The organism is uncultured Xylophilus sp. (genome assembly GCA_913776965.1).
Lineage (GTDB): Bacteria > Pseudomonadota > Gammaproteobacteria > Burkholderiales > Burkholderiaceae_C > Xylophilus.
Genome location: CAJYQL010000047.1, coordinates 1 through 15,099, shown reverse-complemented (window position 1 = coordinate 15,099; position 15,099 = coordinate 1). Strand labels below are relative to the sequence as shown.

14 protein-coding genes are annotated in these 15,099 nt (G+C 69.4%); 6 read left to right on the top strand and 8 right to left on the bottom strand.

Annotated features, from left to right (window positions below; all coding sequences use genetic code 11):
* Positions 1-13 precede the first annotated feature (13 nt).
* From QZ500_RS06650 to phnE, 4 genes are all read left to right on the top strand, one after another.
* On the top strand, positions 14-904 hold the full coding sequence (locus QZ500_RS06650) for a putative selenate ABC transporter substrate-binding protein (protein WP_295852559.1): 891 nt from the start codon (positions 14-16) through the stop codon (positions 902-904).
* Positions 905-920: 16 nt separating this feature from the next.
* Positions 921-1,751, top strand: coding sequence for an ATP-binding cassette domain-containing protein (locus QZ500_RS06645; protein WP_295852556.1), 831 nt, complete (start codon positions 921-923; stop codon positions 1,749-1,751).
* A gap of 95 nt (positions 1,752-1,846) precedes the next feature.
* A complete protein-coding gene (locus QZ500_RS06640; protein ID WP_295852686.1) occupies positions 1,847-2,668 on the top strand; it encodes an ABC transporter permease in 822 nt (273 codons plus the stop codon).
* A 104-nt stretch (positions 2,669-2,772) separates the two neighbouring features.
* Positions 2,773-3,564 (top strand): phosphonate ABC transporter, permease protein PhnE, encoded by a 792-nt coding sequence (phnE, locus tag QZ500_RS06635; RefSeq protein ID WP_295852553.1) that lies wholly within the window; start codon positions 2,773-2,775, stop codon positions 3,562-3,564.
* A gap of 941 nt (positions 3,565-4,505) precedes the next feature.
* Here the strand turns inward: phnE and QZ500_RS06630 are convergent.
* Together QZ500_RS06630 and mnmH are read right to left on the bottom strand one after the other, a co-directional pair.
* A complete protein-coding gene (locus QZ500_RS06630) occupies positions 4,506-5,168 on the bottom strand; it encodes a hypothetical protein (protein ID WP_295852550.1) in 663 nt (220 codons plus the stop codon).
* 712 nt (positions 5,169-5,880) lie between these two features.
* A complete protein-coding gene (gene mnmH / locus QZ500_RS06625; RefSeq protein WP_295852547.1) occupies positions 5,881-6,939 on the bottom strand; it encodes a tRNA 2-selenouridine(34) synthase MnmH in 1,059 nt (352 codons plus the stop codon).
* Positions 6,940-7,032: 93 nt separating this feature from the next.
* Between mnmH and selD the strand changes: the two genes are divergently transcribed.
* The gene (gene selD, locus QZ500_RS06620; protein ID WP_295852544.1) at positions 7,033-8,091 is read left to right on the top strand and encodes a selenide, water dikinase SelD; all 1,059 of its coding nucleotides are present in this window, start codon (positions 7,033-7,035) and stop codon (positions 8,089-8,091) included.
* A gap of 39 nt (positions 8,092-8,130) precedes the next feature.
* On the opposite strand, the gene QZ500_RS06615 is transcribed toward selD, so the two are convergent.
* The 5 genes from QZ500_RS06615 to QZ500_RS06595 form a co-directional block, all read right to left on the bottom strand.
* On the bottom strand, positions 8,131-8,982 hold the full coding sequence (locus tag QZ500_RS06615; protein WP_295852541.1) for an SDR family NAD(P)-dependent oxidoreductase: 852 nt from the start codon (positions 8,980-8,982) through the stop codon (positions 8,131-8,133).
* Positions 8,979-9,722 (bottom strand): SDR family oxidoreductase, encoded by a 744-nt coding sequence (locus QZ500_RS06610; protein WP_295852538.1) that lies wholly within the window; start codon positions 9,720-9,722, stop codon positions 8,979-8,981. Before QZ500_RS06610 ends, QZ500_RS06615 begins: the two co-directional genes overlap by 4 nt.
* Complete coding sequence (locus tag QZ500_RS06605; RefSeq protein WP_295852535.1) at positions 9,719-10,507, bottom strand: citryl-CoA lyase; 789 nt, start codon at positions 10,505-10,507, stop codon at positions 9,719-9,721. The genes QZ500_RS06610 and QZ500_RS06605 overlap by 4 nt, the downstream gene beginning before the upstream one ends.
* An 18-nt stretch (positions 10,508-10,525) precedes the next feature.
* The gene (locus QZ500_RS06600; protein WP_295852532.1) at positions 10,526-12,034 is read right to left on the bottom strand and encodes an AMP-binding protein; all 1,509 of its coding nucleotides are present in this window, start codon (positions 12,032-12,034) and stop codon (positions 10,526-10,528) included.
* A gap of 96 nt (positions 12,035-12,130) precedes the next feature.
* Complete coding sequence (locus QZ500_RS06595; protein WP_295852530.1) at positions 12,131-13,177, bottom strand: tripartite tricarboxylate transporter substrate binding protein; 1,047 nt, start codon at positions 13,175-13,177, stop codon at positions 12,131-12,133.
* A 100-nt stretch (positions 13,178-13,277) separates the two neighbouring features.
* On the opposite strand from QZ500_RS06595, the gene QZ500_RS06590 reads away from it, so the two are divergent.
* Positions 13,278-14,102, top strand: coding sequence for an IclR family transcriptional regulator C-terminal domain-containing protein (locus tag QZ500_RS06590; RefSeq protein WP_295852527.1), 825 nt, complete (start codon positions 13,278-13,280; stop codon positions 14,100-14,102).
* A 36-nt stretch (positions 14,103-14,138) separates the two neighbouring features.
* Here QZ500_RS06590 and QZ500_RS06585 read toward each other — a convergent pair whose 3' ends face one another.
* The gene (locus QZ500_RS06585) at positions 14,139-15,095 is read right to left on the bottom strand and encodes a LysR family transcriptional regulator (RefSeq protein WP_295852683.1); all 957 of its coding nucleotides are present in this window, start codon (positions 15,093-15,095) and stop codon (positions 14,139-14,141) included.
* Between the last annotated feature and the right edge of the window lie 4 nt (positions 15,096-15,099).

Genomic DNA, 15,099 nt, shown 5'->3' with positions numbered 1-15,099 from the left:
GCCGCACCGTGCCATGCAACGACGTTCCCTCCTCCAGCGCAGTTCCTTCGCCCTCGCCGCCGCGCTCGCCAGCGCTGCCGTGGCGCCCGCGGCCCACGCCCAGGCGCCCGCCACGCCCACGGTGCTGCGCGTCTCCGCCATTCCCGACGAGGCGCCGACCGAGCTGCAGCGCAAGTTCAAGCCGCTCGGCGAGTACCTGCAGCAGGCGACCGGCCTGCCGGTGCAGTTCACGCCGGTGACCGACTACGCCGCGGTGGTCGAGGGCCTGGCGACGCAGAAGATCGACCTGGCCTGGCTCGGCGGCTTCACCTTCGTGCAGGCCCGGCTGCGCACCAACGGGCAGGCGGTGCCGATCGTGCAGCGCGCCGAGGACGAGGTCTTCACCAGCCGCTTCATCGTGCCGGCCGACAGCAAGGCGCAATCGCTCGCCGACCTGAAGGGCCGCACCTTCGTGTTCGGTGCGCCGTCGTCCACCTCGGGCAGCCTGATGCCGCGCTTCTTCCTGCAGCAGGCGGGCATCGAGCCCGAGCGGGACTTCAAGACCGTGGCGTACTCCGGCGCGCACGACGCGACCGTCGCCTTCGTCGCCGCCGGCCGGGCCGAGGCGGGCGTGCTGAACGCGTCGGTCTGGGACAAGCTGGTCGAGCAGAAGAACCCCAACGCCGCCAAGGTGCGGGTGCTGGCGACCACGCCGACCTACTACGACTACAACTGGACGGTGCGCCCCGGCCTCGATGCCGCGCTGACGAAAAAGCTGGCCGACGCCTTCCTGAAGCTCGACCCCGCCAACCCGCAGCACAAGGAGATCCTGGCGCTGCAGCGCGCGTCGAAGTTCATCCCGACGAAGTCGTCGAACTACGACGGCATCGAGTCCGCCGGCCGGTCGGCCGGGCTGATCAAGTAAACCGGGGCGCGCGGCGATGGCGCTCGTGCTGCAGGACGCCGTGCTGCGCCATGCCGACGGCCGCGCTGCGCTGCGCGGCGTGTCGCTCGCGGTGGCGCAGGGCGAGCGGCTGGCGGTGATCGGACCGTCCGGCGCCGGCAAGACCAGCCTGCTGCGGCTGGCCGGTTTGTCGGTGCGGCCGACCGCCGGCGCGGTGCAGGTGCTGGATGCGCCCGCGCCCTGGGTGCTCGCGGCGCCGGCGCTGCGCACACTGCGCGCGCGCATCGGCTTCGTGCACCAGGCGCCGCCGATCCCGCCGCGGCTGCGGGTGCTGACGGCGGTGCGCGCCGGCCGGCTGGGCCGCTGGTCGGCGCTGCAGGCGCTCGGCCGGCTGGTGGTGCCGGGCGATGCCGCGGGCGTGCAGGCGGCGCTGGCGCGGCTCGATATCGCCGACCGGCTGTACGACCGCTGCGACCGCCTCTCCGGTGGCCAGCTGCAGCGCGTCGGCATCGCGCGGGTGCTGTACCAGTCGCCCGACCTGCTGCTGGCCGACGAGCCCGTCTCCGCGCTCGACCCGGCGCTGGCCGACGCGGCGCTGCGCACGCTGGTCGCGCAGAGCGAGACGACCGGCGCCACGCTGGTCGCGTCGCTGCATGCGGTGGACCTGGCGCTGCGCTGGTTCGGCCGCATCGTGGGCTTGCGCGACGGCGCGGTGGTGTTCGACCTGCCGGCGGCGCAGGTGACGCCCGCGCTGCTGCAGGCGCTGTATGCCGGAGAAGCGCACGGCGGCATCCCACCTGCCGAACCGCCGGCACCGCCCGCGGCCGTGACGGATTCCACGGTCGTACCGGCCGCGATGTGCCGGTGAATCCCACCATCGGCCCATCCGACGGACCTGCGCAGCCGCAGCCGCAGCCGTTGCAGCTGCAATCACAGCCGCCGCGCGCGCCATCGCAGCCCTTCCTGCCGCTCCCGCCGCACGACCCCGCCGCCCGCGGCCGCCTGACCGCGCTGGTCCTCGCGCTCGTCGTGCTGTGGCCGCTGGCGGTGGTCGCCGACTTCCGCCCCTGGACGCTCTTCACGCCCGGCAGCCTGCAGGTGATCGGCGGCTTCCTCGCCGGCTTCTGGCCGCCGTCGGTGGAGCCGGAATTCCTCATGCTGCTCGGCCGCGCCACGCTGGAGACGCTGGCGATGGCGACCGCCGGCACCGCACTCGCCTTCTGCCTCGCGGTGCCGCTGGCGTTCGCCGCGACCGGCGCACTGTCGGTCTCGCGCATCGGCCCCGGGCCGGGCCGGCTGCGCGGCCGCACCGTGCGCGCCGCCGTGCGCGGGCTGCTGGTGCTGCTGCGCGGCGTGCCCGAGGTGGTGTGGGCGCTGGTGCTGGTGCGGGTGACCGGCCTGGGCCCTGCCGCCGGCGTGCTGGCGCTGGCGATCGCCTACGGCGGCATGCTCGGCAAGGTGTACGCCGAGATCCTGGAGTCCGGCGACACCCGCGCCGCCCGCGCGATCCTGGAGGCCGGCGGCGGCCGGCTCGGCGCGCTCGGCTGGGGCCTGCTGCCGGGTGCCGCGCGCGAACTGGCGTCGTACACCGTCTACCGCTGGGAATGCGCGGTGCGCGCCTCGGTGGTGATGGGTTTCGTCGGCGCCGGCGGCCTGGGCCAGCTGATGGACCAGTCGACGAAGATGCTCGCCGGCGGCGAGGCCTGCAGCATCCTGGCGGTGTTCCTGCTGCTGGTGCTGGTGGCCGACGGGCTGAGCGCGTTGCTGCGGCGGGTGCTGGCATGAGCGGCGGGAATGTCGATGTCGGCACGCCGAGCACGGCCAGCACGGACGACCGCCGCAATACCGATGGCCGACCAAGCGCGTCGGCCGCACGTGGGCGGCCCGCGATGACGGCCGTCCGCCCGGCCCACGGCATGGCGGGCTGGGCCGTGGCGGCCGGCATCGTTGCAGCGGTCGTCGCCAGCTTCGCCTACCTCGCCATCGACCTGCGGGTGCTCGCGAGCCCGGCCGCGCTGCGGTCGATGGCCGGCTTCGTCGCCGAATTCCTGTCGCCCGATGTGTCGGCCGCCTTCCTCGCCCGCACCGCCACCGGCGCGCTGCAGACCCTGGCCGTCTCGCTGATCGGCACGCTGCTGGCCGTGGCGGCCGGGACGCTGCTCGCGCTGCCGGCCTCGGGCCGCATGGGCCGCACGGCCGCGGGCACTACCCGCATGCTGCTGAACCTGCTGCGCAGCGTGCCCGAGCTGGTCTGGGCCGCGCTGATGGTGCTGGCCGCCGGCCTCGGCCCGTTCGCCGGCGTGCTGGCGCTGGCGCTGCACACCGCGGGCGTGCTCGGCCGCCTGTTCGGCGAGGCGCTGCAGAACCTGCCGCCCGCCCCCGAACGCGCCCTGCGCGACGCCGGTGCCGGCCGCATCGCCGCCTTCGCCTGGGGCGCCCTGCCCGGCGTGCTGCCGCAGTGGCTGGCGTATGCGCTTTACCGCTGGGAGATGAACATCCGCATGGCCGCGGTGCTCGGCTTCGTCGGCGCCGGCGGGCTGGGGCAGATGCTGTATTTCCACCTGTCGCTGTTCCAGCAGGCGCAGGCGGCGACGGTGATTGCGGCGATGTTCGGGCTGGTGGTGGGGGTGGATGCAGCGAGCGGGTGGTTGCGGCGAAGGTTGGTGCCGGCGGGGGCGTGAGGAAAAAATGGCCGTTTGCGTAGATGCTAATTAGCGGTTGTGCTACGAAAAATATAGCTTCAGCTTTGCGGTGCATGCCGCTGTTGTGAGCAACTCGCGAATTCTTGGAGCCATCTTCAGGTTTTGATGTACGGTTTGCGCTATTAAGCTCGACGCGGTCAGCCTCGACGATAATTTCGCAGTTTTATTATTGCGGCCTGTACCACGAAAACTGAAAAAACCATAGGCCTGCATTCCAAGCCAATACCGGCAAAGTACTTCCAAGTGGTGGATTTACTATGCCACTCGGCAGCATCAATAATTTTAACGTGGTGCCTTCTTATTGCAGACGCATATACCCGCCAAATAAGTTTCCCGCAGGCTATAAATATCGAAAGCAGGAAAATGCGGAGCAAAAGAGCAGCAAGAAATCTCGCAACAGGTAGGGCGAAAGTCCAGCGCATTCATTGATTCAAAGTTTGCCTCGGCGTTCGTTTGAGAGCTATGATCGTCATTGATTCGATCAGCTATGGATAGTCTGCCGAAACCCGACATCAGTCACTTTCGCGTGTGAAAGCGAAGAGAAATAGCTTTCGCGCATTAAGTGCTGCTCTCGACCTAATGGGCGATCTCGCTATTAAAACGCGCCGCTAAAGGTGGCTGAGGCTGTGCCCGCTGGCTCGGTCGTATGCCAGCGCAAGATTGAGCTCAGGGCGGGTCATGATAACCGCACGACCTCCAGCTTTTGACCTCTAATCGTTCCGCGATAATGTACGCTTTGGGCCCAAAGTAGACGGTGGGTTACACAAAAGCAGTTGGCATACGGTTAAATAGACGCAGGAATTTGGAGTGCGGCAGAACTAACCAAAAATGGTGAGAAATGGGGTTGTTGTCATTCGGGCTAAGCCGGTAAATAGGCTTAGGCGATGAGATGAATTTTGTCGAATTCACAATCGATCGAGTTAACGAAGATCGATAAAAATGCGAACCAAATCGCCTTTAAAGCGCTCTCCATACACGGTATAGACTCCGTCCCCATAGACGGTGCTCACGCAGATTCCGGCGCCCTCGTTTCCCGATTTGAATTTTAGACTGCCATAGCCATTTGGCATGCACGACGCATATGCGGCGCCTGCATACGAATAATTAAATTCTCGCTGGATTTCCACTGGAGTGATCTTTCCTTTTTCTATGAGGGCGTTTGGCGTCTCATTGAGTCCAGAAATTTTATCGTCTTGATAGTGCTTGAAATCTATGCCGTACTGATAAACTTCTCCGGTCTCAACATTTCTGTAAAGACGTAAATCCACAAATTCTTCTTCTCGATCCCACTCGGTCTGCACATAAAATGGATCACTAATCAGAATGGACGCCGAGTCGACGAAAACCTCCCCCAGCTCTTCAATTTCCACCTCTGCATCGGGGATGGGTAATTCTTGATCGGTTTCTGGGTCGTAATAGGTTAGCGCTTTGCCGAGATAAATTGTACGCTCCAGTTCGGAGCGAAGTCGAGAAAGCTCTCGGATTTTTAATGAAATTGCTTTGGTGTTTTCTTCTTTGTCAAGTTCAAGGCGCTTTATTTCTTCTTCGCGATGTTTAATGCGCTTTGCAAGGACGTCTTCCATGTACTCTGGAGTCTTCTTTTCAAACAATGCAGCTCGATCTTTTCAAAGAGCGAGATTCTTTTCTACGGCCTTTATTTGATCGTCCTTGCTTTCTAGCTGCCCTCTAAGATTTTTCACATAGGCAAGGTAGATCCAGCCGGCAACGAGAAGAGCAGTGCCATTGGCTCCAAGTTGGAGGTAGTTGATTAGTTCTTGCATAGGTGAGCGTAAAAGTCAAACGTAGAGTCATGCATTATCTAATCATCGTCCTCAACCCGGTCAAACGAGCATCTGAGTGACGCCTTCTCGAAGAAGCCCCACGGTTTGTAGAAGTGCTGAAAGGGTTTTTATCTCTTTCTTAATATATCGATCTATAAAATTGCGAAATCTCAAAAGCTGCTCAATAAACCGAATTCGAGTGACCTCAACCCAACCGATTTCGGGTGTGCCGTTTATGCATGCTTTGCATCAATAAATTATCCACTACCTTTGCGACATAGGTCGCGCCTTTGAAAATAACAGCGTAGGTACACAGCGGCATGAGCGCATTTTTCGAATGTTCACTCCTGGCTGAAAGAGACAAATGGAAAAATTTAGTCAATAGGTGGCCAATTGGTCACCACTAGCAACCTACGTCCAAACAATGAATTTCATGGCCAAATTGGGGTTCGACGCACGCCCGATAAGCGTAACCAGCTACGAATTCGATAGCAAACGCCCGCCCGAGCCATCCTCACCCCAACCCCCGCACCACCCGCGCCACCGCCTTAATCCCCGCATCCGAAAAATCCGGCGCCTCCACCGCCTGCCGCCGCTCCCAGTGCCGGAAATGCTTCGCCTGCGACCGGGCGTAGTGCGGGTCGTAGTGCAGCGCCATCAGTTCGCCGAACAGCGGGCCCAGCGCGCCGGCCATCGCCCACTCTTGCCAGCGGGCGATCGTCTCCTTGCCCTGCAGATCCTTCAGCAAACCGAGCTGCGCCGCCAGCGCGGCCGGGTCGTCGCCCAGGTAGGCGTAGTCGCGCAACAAGTACTCCAGCCGCACCTCAGGCCGTGCGTCGATCTCGATCAGCTGCTCGGCCTCGCGCATGCGCGCCACCAGCGCGAGCGGCAGCGACAGGCGGCCGATGCGGGCGCTCTCGCCTTCCACGTACACCGGCTGCGCGGGGTCGAAGCCTTCCAGCACGGTGGCGATGCGCGTCTCGAATGCCTTTTGCGACGGCTGCGGCACGCCCGGCAGTGCGCCCAGCAGCGAGCCCTTGTGGCAGGCGATGCCCTCCAGGTCCAGCACCTGCGCGCCGCCTTCGGCCAGGGCCTGCAGCAGCCGGGTCTTGGCGCTGCCGGTGGCGCCGGTCACGACGCGCAGCTGCAGCGCCGGGATGCGGGCGTCGAGCTGTTCGATCACATGGTGGCGGAAGGACTTGTAGCCGCCGGCGAGCTGCTGTGCGTCCCAGCCGACCAGGCGCAGCCAGGTGACCATCGAGCCGCTGCGCATGCCGCCGCGCCAGCAGTAGATCAGCGGGCGCCAGCCGGCGGGCCGGTCGGCGAAGCGCTCCTGCAGGTGCCGCGCCAGGTTGGCTGCGACCATCGCGCCGCCGACGCGCCGCGCCTCGAATGCGCCCTGCTGCTTGTAGATCGTGCCGACGATGCGGCGCTCCTCGTCGTCGAGCACCGGGCAGTTGATCGCGCCGGGGATGTGGTCGAGCGCGTACTCGGCGGGTGAGCGGGCGTCGATCAGCGTGTCGAACGCATGGCGGTCCGCCACCCGCACCGGCCCGCGGTGCTGGGCGCTCATGGCGCGGCCCCCGCGCAGGGGCGGCTGGCACAATGCCCCGCCGCCTTCCACCCCGGGCCGCACCGGTGTGCGCCCTCTGCTGCCGACTTCATCATGGAACCGATCGCCCTCACACGTTTCTCCCACGGCGGCGGCTGCGGCTGCAAGATCGCCCCGGGCCTGCTCGCGGAGATTCTGGCACGCGCCCCGCAGGGGCTCGTTCCGCCGGAACTGCTGGTCGGCACCGAGACTGCCGACGACGCGGCCGTCTACCGGCTCAACGACACGCAGGCGCTGGTCGCCACCACCGACTTCTTCACCCCGATCGTCGACGACCCGTACGACTTCGGCCGCATCGCCGCGACCAACGCGCTGTCGGACGTGTACGCGATGGGCGGCACGCCGATCCTGGCGCTGGCGCTGGTCGGCATGCCGGTGGCGCAGCTGCCGCCCGAGGTGATCGGCCGGGTGCTGGAAGGCGGTGCGAGCGTCTGCCGCGCAGCGGGCATTCCGATTGCGGGCGGCCACAGCATCGACGTGCTGGAGCCGATCTACGGCCTGGTCGGACTGGGGCTGGTGCATCCGGACCGGGTGCGGCGCAACGCCGACGCGCGCGCCGGCGACGTGCTGGTGCTCGGCAAGCCGCTGGGCGTCGGCATCCTGTCGGCGGCGCTGAAAAAAGGCGTGCTCGGTGCCGACGGCTATGCCGAGATGCTGCGCCACACCACACAGCTCAACCGTGTCGGCACCACGCTCGCTGCGATGGAGGGCGTGCATGCGATGACCGACGTGACCGGCTTCGGCCTGGCCGGCCATCTGCTGGAGATCTGCCGCGGATCGGCGCTGACGGCGCGGGTGTCGCTCGCAGCGCTGCCGCTGATCGCGAGCGCGGTCGGATTCGCACGCGACCAGGGGCTGGCGACCGGCGCCTCGGCGCGCAACTGGAGCGGCTACGGCGTGCAGGTCGGCTGGCCGGAGGGCGCGGCGGACTGGCAGCGCACGCTGGTTTCGGACCCGCAGACCAGCGGCGGCCTGCTGGTGAGTTGCAGCGCCGATGCGGCCCCGGCGGTGCTGGCCGTCTTCCACGACGCGGGCTTCGCGCAGGCGGCGCGGATCGGCACGCTGGAGGCCTTGGCGGCGGGCCAAGCGCCGGCGGCGGTGTTCGGCGCCTGAGCATGCGCCGCGCCGGGCCGCCGGCGCAGCGCCGACCGGCTAGGCGTACTTGCCGGTCAGCCCGCCGTCCACCACCAGTTCGGTGCCGGTGACGTAGGCGGCGGCATCGGACGCGAGGAAGGCGCAGGCATGCGCCACGTCCCAGGCCGTGCCCATGCGGCCCACGGGCACCTGACGCGCCCGTGCCGCGCGGGCCTCGTCCAGGCTGGTGTCCGAGAACATCTTAGCCACCGTGGTCGCAATGCGCGGCGTGTCGATCAGCCCCGGCACCACCGTGTTGGCGCGGATGCCCTGCGCCGCGTACTGCTGCGCCACCATGCGCGTGAACTGCACCACCGCCGCCTTGGTGACGCTGTACGCCAGGTGCGGATAGCCCACGTACCGCATGCCGGCCACCGACGAGATCGCGATCAGCGATCCGCGCCCGCGCGCCGCCATGTCCGGCAGCACCTGCTGGCTGCACAGCAGCAGGCTGCGCACGTTGACCGCATGGATGCGGTCCAGGTCCTCGGCGCTGGTCTCCAGCGGGCCGCCGGTCTTGCCGATGCCGACGTTGTGGTGCAGCACGTCGATCGCGCCGAAGCGCGCGCGGGCCTCGGCGAACAGGCGCTGCACGTCGGCCTCCAGCGCCACGTCGCCGATGAAGGTGGCGGCCTCGCCGCCCTCGGCCGCGATCAGCGCGGTGGTTTCCGCCGCCGAGGCTTCGTCGCGGTCCGCCACGCAGACGTGAGCGCCTTGGCGCGCATAGGTCACGCAGGCCGCGCGGCCGATGCTCCAGCCCGGGCCGGCGGAGCCGCCGCCGGCGACGAAGACGACACGGCCGGTCAGGTCCAGCGGCAGCGCGGGCGGGTGGCCGGCGCCAGGCGCGGTGGGAGGCAGCGTCGCGTTCATGGCGCCAGCCCCACGGTCATGCCGCCGCAGACGTAGACCACCTGCCCGGTGACGAAGCCGGCCCGCGCGTCGAGCAGCGACGCCACCAGGTGCGCCACCTCGGCCGGCTCGCCCATGCGGCGCAGCGGCACCGTGTCGAGGATGCGCTGCGTCGACGGCGCCCCCGGCGGGTTGACCCGCTCGAACAGTTCGGTCGCGATCGGGCCCGGCCCGACCGCGTTCACCGTGATGCCGTCGGCCGCCAGTTCCAACGCCTGCGTGCGCGCCAGGCCGTGCAGCGCCGCCTTGCTGGCCGCGTAGACGCTGCGCTCCCCTTTGCCCAGCGCCGCGCGGCTGGAGATGTGCACGATGCGGCCGAAACGCGCCGCGCGCATCGCCGGCAGCAACGCCTGCACGCAGGCCATCGCCGCCGCCACGTTCACCGCCATGACGGCCTGCAGGTCGTCCGCGGTGGCCGCATCGACCGTCGCCGGCCGCACGATGCCCGCGTTGTGCACCAGCCGCGTGATCGCGCGGCCCTGCGTGGCCTGCGCCAGCGCCTCGCGCAGGGCGGCGCCGTCGGCCATGTCGGCGGGCAGGTAGGTTTCGTGCGGATGCAGCGCCGCGGGTGCGGCGATGTCGAGGTTGACCACGTGCAGCCCGTCGTCGGCCAGCCGCTGCAGAACCGCGCGGCCGATGCCGCGGCTCGCGCCGGTGACCAGAGCCGTCTCGCGCGGCGCGGAGGTGGCGGCCGCCGTCATGGCGCGTCCTGGCCGCCGGTGCCGACGTAGGGGATGGCCTGGTCCACCGTGTCCCAGATGAAGCGGCCCGACGGGCTCTGCTGCTCCTCCACGATGTGCGCGACCAGCCCCGCCGCGCGGGAGATCACGGCGAAGCCGCGCATCACGGTGGCGGGCACGCCGATCTCGCCGAGCAGCGCGGCCACCGCGCCGGTGGCGTTCAGCGTGATCGGCCGGCCCGCGACCGTGTCCACCGCCTTCGACAGCGTCTCCAGCGCGGCCAAGTGCCGGCCCGGCAGGTCGGACTCGGCGCGGCCGAGTTCCAGCAGCTTGTAGGCGCGCGGATCGACCGGCTTGTGCAGGTGGTGGCCGAAGCCGGGCACGGCGCTCTTCTGCGCCTTGCACTCCCGCGCGATCGACAGCGCCTCCGCATCGGGGTCGTCGGCGGCCGTGATGCGGTCGAGCAGGCGGGCGCAGTTCTCCATCGTGCCGACGAAGGAGCTGCCTACCGCCAGCAGGCCGGCGCTGACGGCGCCCTGCAGGTTCTCCGGCGCGCTCATGTAGATCAGCCGTGTGGCGATGGCGCTGGGGGTGAGGCCGTGCTCCATCAGCACGATCAGCACCACGTCGGCGATGCGCATGTCCACCGGGCGCGGGGTGCGGCCGAGGATCTGCATCAGCATCACCTCGGTGAAGGTCTTCTTCCCCATCAAGTCCTCGACCAGATCGGCGTCGCGGTAGTGCAGGCTGGTCAGCGTGTGGGTGCAGAGGCGGGTGACGGGGGCGTCGTTGCGGATGGATGTCATGGAAGCGGTCTCCGGAAATCAGGTGAGGGCGAGCGCCTGGTCGCGCACGGCGTTTTTGAGGACCTTGCCGACGGGCGAGCGCGGCAGGCTGTCGAGGAAGCGGATGCGTTTGGGCGTTTGCACCGGCCCCAGGCGCTCGCGCACGAAGGCCTGCAGTTCGGCCTCGGTCGCGGCATGGCCGGCGCGCAGCTGCACGGCAGCCTGCACTGCTTCGCCCCATTTGTCGTCGGGGATGCCGAAGACGGCGCACTCGTGCACCGCGGGGTGCTGGCCCAGCGCGTTCTCCACGTCCACCGGATAGACGTTGAAGCCGCCGGTGATGACCATGTCCTTCAGCCGGTCCTTCAGGTAGAGGTAGCCGCGCTCGTCGATCAGGCCGCGGTCGCCGGTGTGCAGCCAGCCGTCGACCAGCGTCTCGGCGGTCTTCTCGGGCAGGCGCCAATAGCCGGTCATCAGCAGGTCGCCGCGCGCCACCACCTCGCCGACCTCGCCGGTGGGCAGCAGCCGGCCGTCCGGCGCCATGACGGCCACGTCGCTGAACCAGGTGGTGCGGCCCACGGCGGCCCAGTTGCGCTCGTCCTCGAAGTCCTCGGGCCGCATCACGGTGAGGATCTGCGGCGCCTCGGTCTGGCCGTAGGTGGTGCCGAGGACCGGACCGAAGAAGGCGCGCACCTCGCGGATCTTCTCGGGCGGCATGGGCGCGCCGCCGTAGATCAGCCGGCGCAGGCGGGGAAAGTCCGCGCGGCTGGCGCCGGGCAGCGCCATCAGCATGTAGACCAGCGTGGGCGGCATGAAGCAGACGGTGCCGCCGCGCTCGCGGAAAGCGGTGCGCACCGCTTCGGCGCCCGCGCCCGGCAGCACCACGTGGCAGCCGCCCTGCGCCAGGATCGGCAGGATGTAGGTGGACGTGCCGTGCGTGATCGGCGCGGCGACGATGTAACGCTCGTGCTCGTCGAAGCCCCAGGCGTGGATCTGGTTGGCGATGTTGGCCATCCACGCGCGGTAGGGCTGCATCACGCCCTTGGGCGCGCCGGTGGTGCCGCCGGTGAACTTGATCGCCTGCGTGGCGGTCTCCGGCAGGTCGAACACCGGGCGCGGCGCCCCGGCATGCTGCTGCACCAGCGCGGCGATGGTCGGCGCGGCCGCGCTGTCGGGGCCGTCGGCATGGATGCGCGCGCCCGGCACGCCGTCGAGCAGCGGTGCGCAGTCGGCGTCCAGCACCAGGATGCCGGGCGTGGTGGCGTCGGTGATGCGGCGGATCTCGCTCGGCGTGCTCTTGGGGTTGAGCGGCACCCACACCTTGCCGCAGGCCAGCACCGCCAGCAGGGCGGCGATGTGGTCGGCACTGTTGTGCGCGCAGATGCCGACACGGCTCTGCGGCGCCGGGTCGCGCGCCACCAGCGCCGCGGCGAGCGCGGCGACGCGGGCAGCCAGCGCGTCGTAGCGGACGGCGCCCGCGGGCGCGTCGATGGCGATGCGGTCGGGCCAGCGCGTGGCGGCGCGCCAGAAGAAGTCGATCGGGAACATGGGCTCGGAAGCTCCTGCGAAAAGGGGAGGGCGGCCGCGGACCGCTGGAGGGCGGCGGCACCCGCGCGGCCGGCGGAAGACGGCGTTAGAGGGCGGCTATTCGGCCTTGGCGCCGGAGGCCTTGACCACCTCGCGCCAGCGCTGGATCTCGGCGGTGGCGAAGCTGCGCATCTGCTCGGGCGTGCCGGGCTCCGGCGTGGCGGCCAGTTCCTGGAAACGCTGGCGCACGTCGGGCGCGTTCAGCACCTTCACCAGCTCGGTGTTCAAGCGCTCGACGATCGGCTTGGGCGTGCTGGCGGGCGCGGCCAAGCCGAACCACGACTGCACGTCGAAGCCGGGAAAGCCCGACTCCGCCACCGTCGGCACGTCCGGCAGCAGCGGCGAGCGCTGGGCGCTGGTGATCGCGATGGCGCGCAGCCGCCCGCCCTGCACATGCGGCAGGGCCGACGGTGTGTTGTCGAACATCGACTGCACCTGCCCGCCGAGCAGGTCGGTCACCGCCGGCGCGCTGCCCTTGTAGGGCACGTGCAGCATGTTCAGCTTGGTCTGCATCTTGAACATCTCGCCCGACAGGTGGATCGACGAGCCGCTGCCCGACGATGCGAAGGTGATGCCGTCCTTCGATTCCTTCGCGAAGCGGATGTAGTCGGCCACGCTCTTGACCGGCAGGTTGTTGTTGACCACCAGGATGTTGGGGATCTTGGCGATCAGGCCGATCGGTTCGAAGTCCTTCTGCGGGTCGTAGCCCAGCTTGCCGTAGAGCGACGCGTTGATGGTGTTGGCGATGGTGAAGACGTAGAGCGTGTAGCCGTCCGGCGGCGACTTGGCGACCAGCTCGGCGCCGACATTGCTGTTGGCGCCGGCGCGGTTGTCCACCACCACCGGCTGGCCAAGCCGCTCGCCGAGCTTGACCGCCACGAGGCGCGCGATCACGTCGGTGGCGCCGCCGGCGGCATAGCCCACCACCAGCCGCACCGGCCGCTGCGGCCAGGCGCCGGCGCCCGTCACGGCGGGCGCCTGGGCCTGCGCGGGCGGCGCATGCAGGGTGGCTGCCGCCGCGCAGGCGAGGGCGCCAAGCGCGGCGGCGAAGGCCGGCAGGCGCCGGCGCGAAAGGGAGCGGAGTGAAGGGGAAGTCGCGGTCATGGTGGTGTCTCCTTGGTGTGCGGTATGGGGCGCCCGGTCCGTGTCGTGCGGGCCTGGGGCACACTGCGCACGGACTGCATCGGCATCTGGATTCTTTGCAATGGCCTCCCGTCTTCCGAATCGAAACGTCCGCCCAACGGACGATCCGGCGCCCGACGGCCCCGACGCGCCGGACGGCGACGCGGGCAGCCGTACGCTGCGCCGCGGGCTGCAGGTGCTCGACGCGGTGCTCGCGGGCGGGCCGGACGGCGTGCGCGTGGCAGACCTGTGCCGCGCCGCTGGACTCGAGCGGCCGACCGTGTACCGGCTGCTGGCCACCCTGCTTGAGGGCGGCCATGTGGCGCGCCAGGGGCGCTTTCGTTATGTGCCGGGGCCGCGCATGGCGGCGCTCGCGCCGGCCGGCACGCTGCCCAACCGCGCGGTACACCTGCAGCCGCTGCTCGCGCGCATCAGCGCGGCCTACGGCGATGCGGCCTTCGCCATCGTGCGCGAGGGGCCGCTGTCGCACTGCATCGCACGGCAGGTGGGCACGCACCCGGTGCAGATCCTGGTGATCGAGGTCGGCACGCGCCAGCCGCTGGGCGTGGGGGCGGCCGGCCTCGCGCTGCTGTCGGCCCTGCCCGATGCGGAGGTCGACGCCATCGTCGCGGCCAATGCGCCGCGCCTCGCGGCCTACGGCGGCATGACGCCGGAACGCATGCGGCTGCTGGTGCGCGCCACCCGGGAACGCGGCTGGTCGGTGATCGGTAACCATGCGACCCGCGGGGTGCTGGCGGTGGGCGTGGCGGTGCGCGACGCACACGGCCGCCCGGTCGCGGCGGTGAGCGTGGCCACCACGCTGGCGCGCATGCCGCGCGAACGCCAGCAGCTCATCGCGCGGGCCCTGGGCGCGGCGCTACAGGGGTTGCCGCCGGGGGCGGTGTGACGGGCCGGACGTTTTGACCGGCGGTCGGCCGCAGTCTCAGGGTGAGGGTGGCGACGGATCGTGCGGATCGCCCGCCGCACCCGGCGGACGGCCCACCCCGCCGTCGCGGTAGTACGCCACCAGCGTCTCCACCAGGTCCTGCGCATAGACCGGCAGCCGCTCGCGGTCGCGCACCAGCACATAGCGTTCGCGCACGCTCCAGGCGTCTTCCAGCCCTACCAGCGCCAGGCCGGCGCCGGCCTGGTAGCGGCGCGCGGCGCTCTCGGGGACGATGCCCACGCCGACCCCGGCGCCGACCATGCGGCACAGCGCGTCGAAGCTGGAGAGCTGGATGCGCAGCTTCAGCGGCTTGCCGAGCCGCTCGGTGGCCTGCACCAGGAAGGTCTGCAGCGTGCTGCCGGCATGCATGCCGACGTGGTCCTCGTCCAGCGTGTCGGCGAAGGCGATCGACGCCCGCCCGGCCAACCGGTGGCCGCGGGCGGCGGCCAGCACCAGCCGGTCGGTGCTGAAGTGGATCGCCTGCAGGCCGAGCGTGTCCACCGAGCCGGCCACGATGCCGATGTCGGCCGCGCCGTCCAGCACGCCGCGGGCGATGGTCGCGTTGGGCCGCTCCTGCAGGTCGATGTTGATGCGCGGATGCGCCGCCAGGAAGGCCGGCAGCACGTCCGGCAGGAAGTCGGTCACCGCGGTGGTGTTGGCGAACATGCGCAGGTGGCCGCGCAGGCCGCCGCCGTAGGCCTGCAGGTCGGCGCGCAGCCGGTCCACCCGGCGCAGCACGCCGCGGGCATGGTGCAGGAACGCCTCGCCGGGCGGCGCGAGCCGCACGCCGCGCGCCTCGCGGTACAGCAGCGGCAGGCCGGCCTGCTGCTCCAGCGCCTTGATGCGGGCACTGGCGGCGGCCAGCGACAGGTGCTGGCCGGCAGCGGCGCGAGTCAGGCTGCCTTCGTCGGCGGCGCGCACGAACAGGCGGAGGTCGGTCAGGTCGAACTGCATGGGA

Bases quoted from the DNA above. Each gene is read 5' to 3' on its own strand.
- QZ500_RS06650 (WP_295852559.1), top strand. From the start codon at position 14: ATGCAACGACGTTCCCTCCTCCAGCGCAGTTCCTTCGCCCTCGCCGCC.
- QZ500_RS06645 (WP_295852556.1), top strand. From the start codon at position 921: ATGGCGCTCGTGCTGCAGGACGCCGTGCTGCGCCATGCCGACGGCCGC.
- phnE (WP_295852553.1), top strand. From the start codon at position 2,773: ATGACGGCCGTCCGCCCGGCCCACGGCATGGCGGGCTGGGCCGTGGCG.
- QZ500_RS06630 (WP_295852550.1), bottom strand. From the start codon at position 5,168: ATGGAAGACGTCCTTGCAAAGCGCATTAAACATCGCGAAGAAGAAATA.
- mnmH (WP_295852547.1), bottom strand. From the start codon at position 6,939: ATGAGCGCCCAGCACCGCGGGCCGGTGCGGGTGGCGGACCGCCATGCG.
- selD (WP_295852544.1), top strand. From the start codon at position 7,033: ATGGAACCGATCGCCCTCACACGTTTCTCCCACGGCGGCGGCTGCGGC.
- QZ500_RS06615 (WP_295852541.1), bottom strand. From the start codon at position 8,982: ATGAACGCGACGCTGCCTCCCACCGCGCCTGGCGCCGGCCACCCGCCC.
- QZ500_RS06610 (WP_295852538.1), bottom strand. From the start codon at position 9,722: ATGACGGCGGCCGCCACCTCCGCGCCGCGCGAGACGGCTCTGGTCACC.
- QZ500_RS06605 (WP_295852535.1), bottom strand. From the start codon at position 10,507: ATGACATCCATCCGCAACGACGCCCCCGTCACCCGCCTCTGCACCCAC.
- QZ500_RS06600 (WP_295852532.1), bottom strand. From the start codon at position 12,034: ATGTTCCCGATCGACTTCTTCTGGCGCGCCGCCACGCGCTGGCCCGAC.
- QZ500_RS06595 (WP_295852530.1), bottom strand. From the start codon at position 13,177: ATGACCGCGACTTCCCCTTCACTCCGCTCCCTTTCGCGCCGGCGCCTG.
- QZ500_RS06590 (WP_295852527.1), top strand. From the start codon at position 13,278: ATGGCCTCCCGTCTTCCGAATCGAAACGTCCGCCCAACGGACGATCCG.
- QZ500_RS06585 (WP_295852683.1), bottom strand. From the start codon at position 15,095: ATGCAGTTCGACCTGACCGACCTCCGCCTGTTCGTGCGCGCCGCCGAC.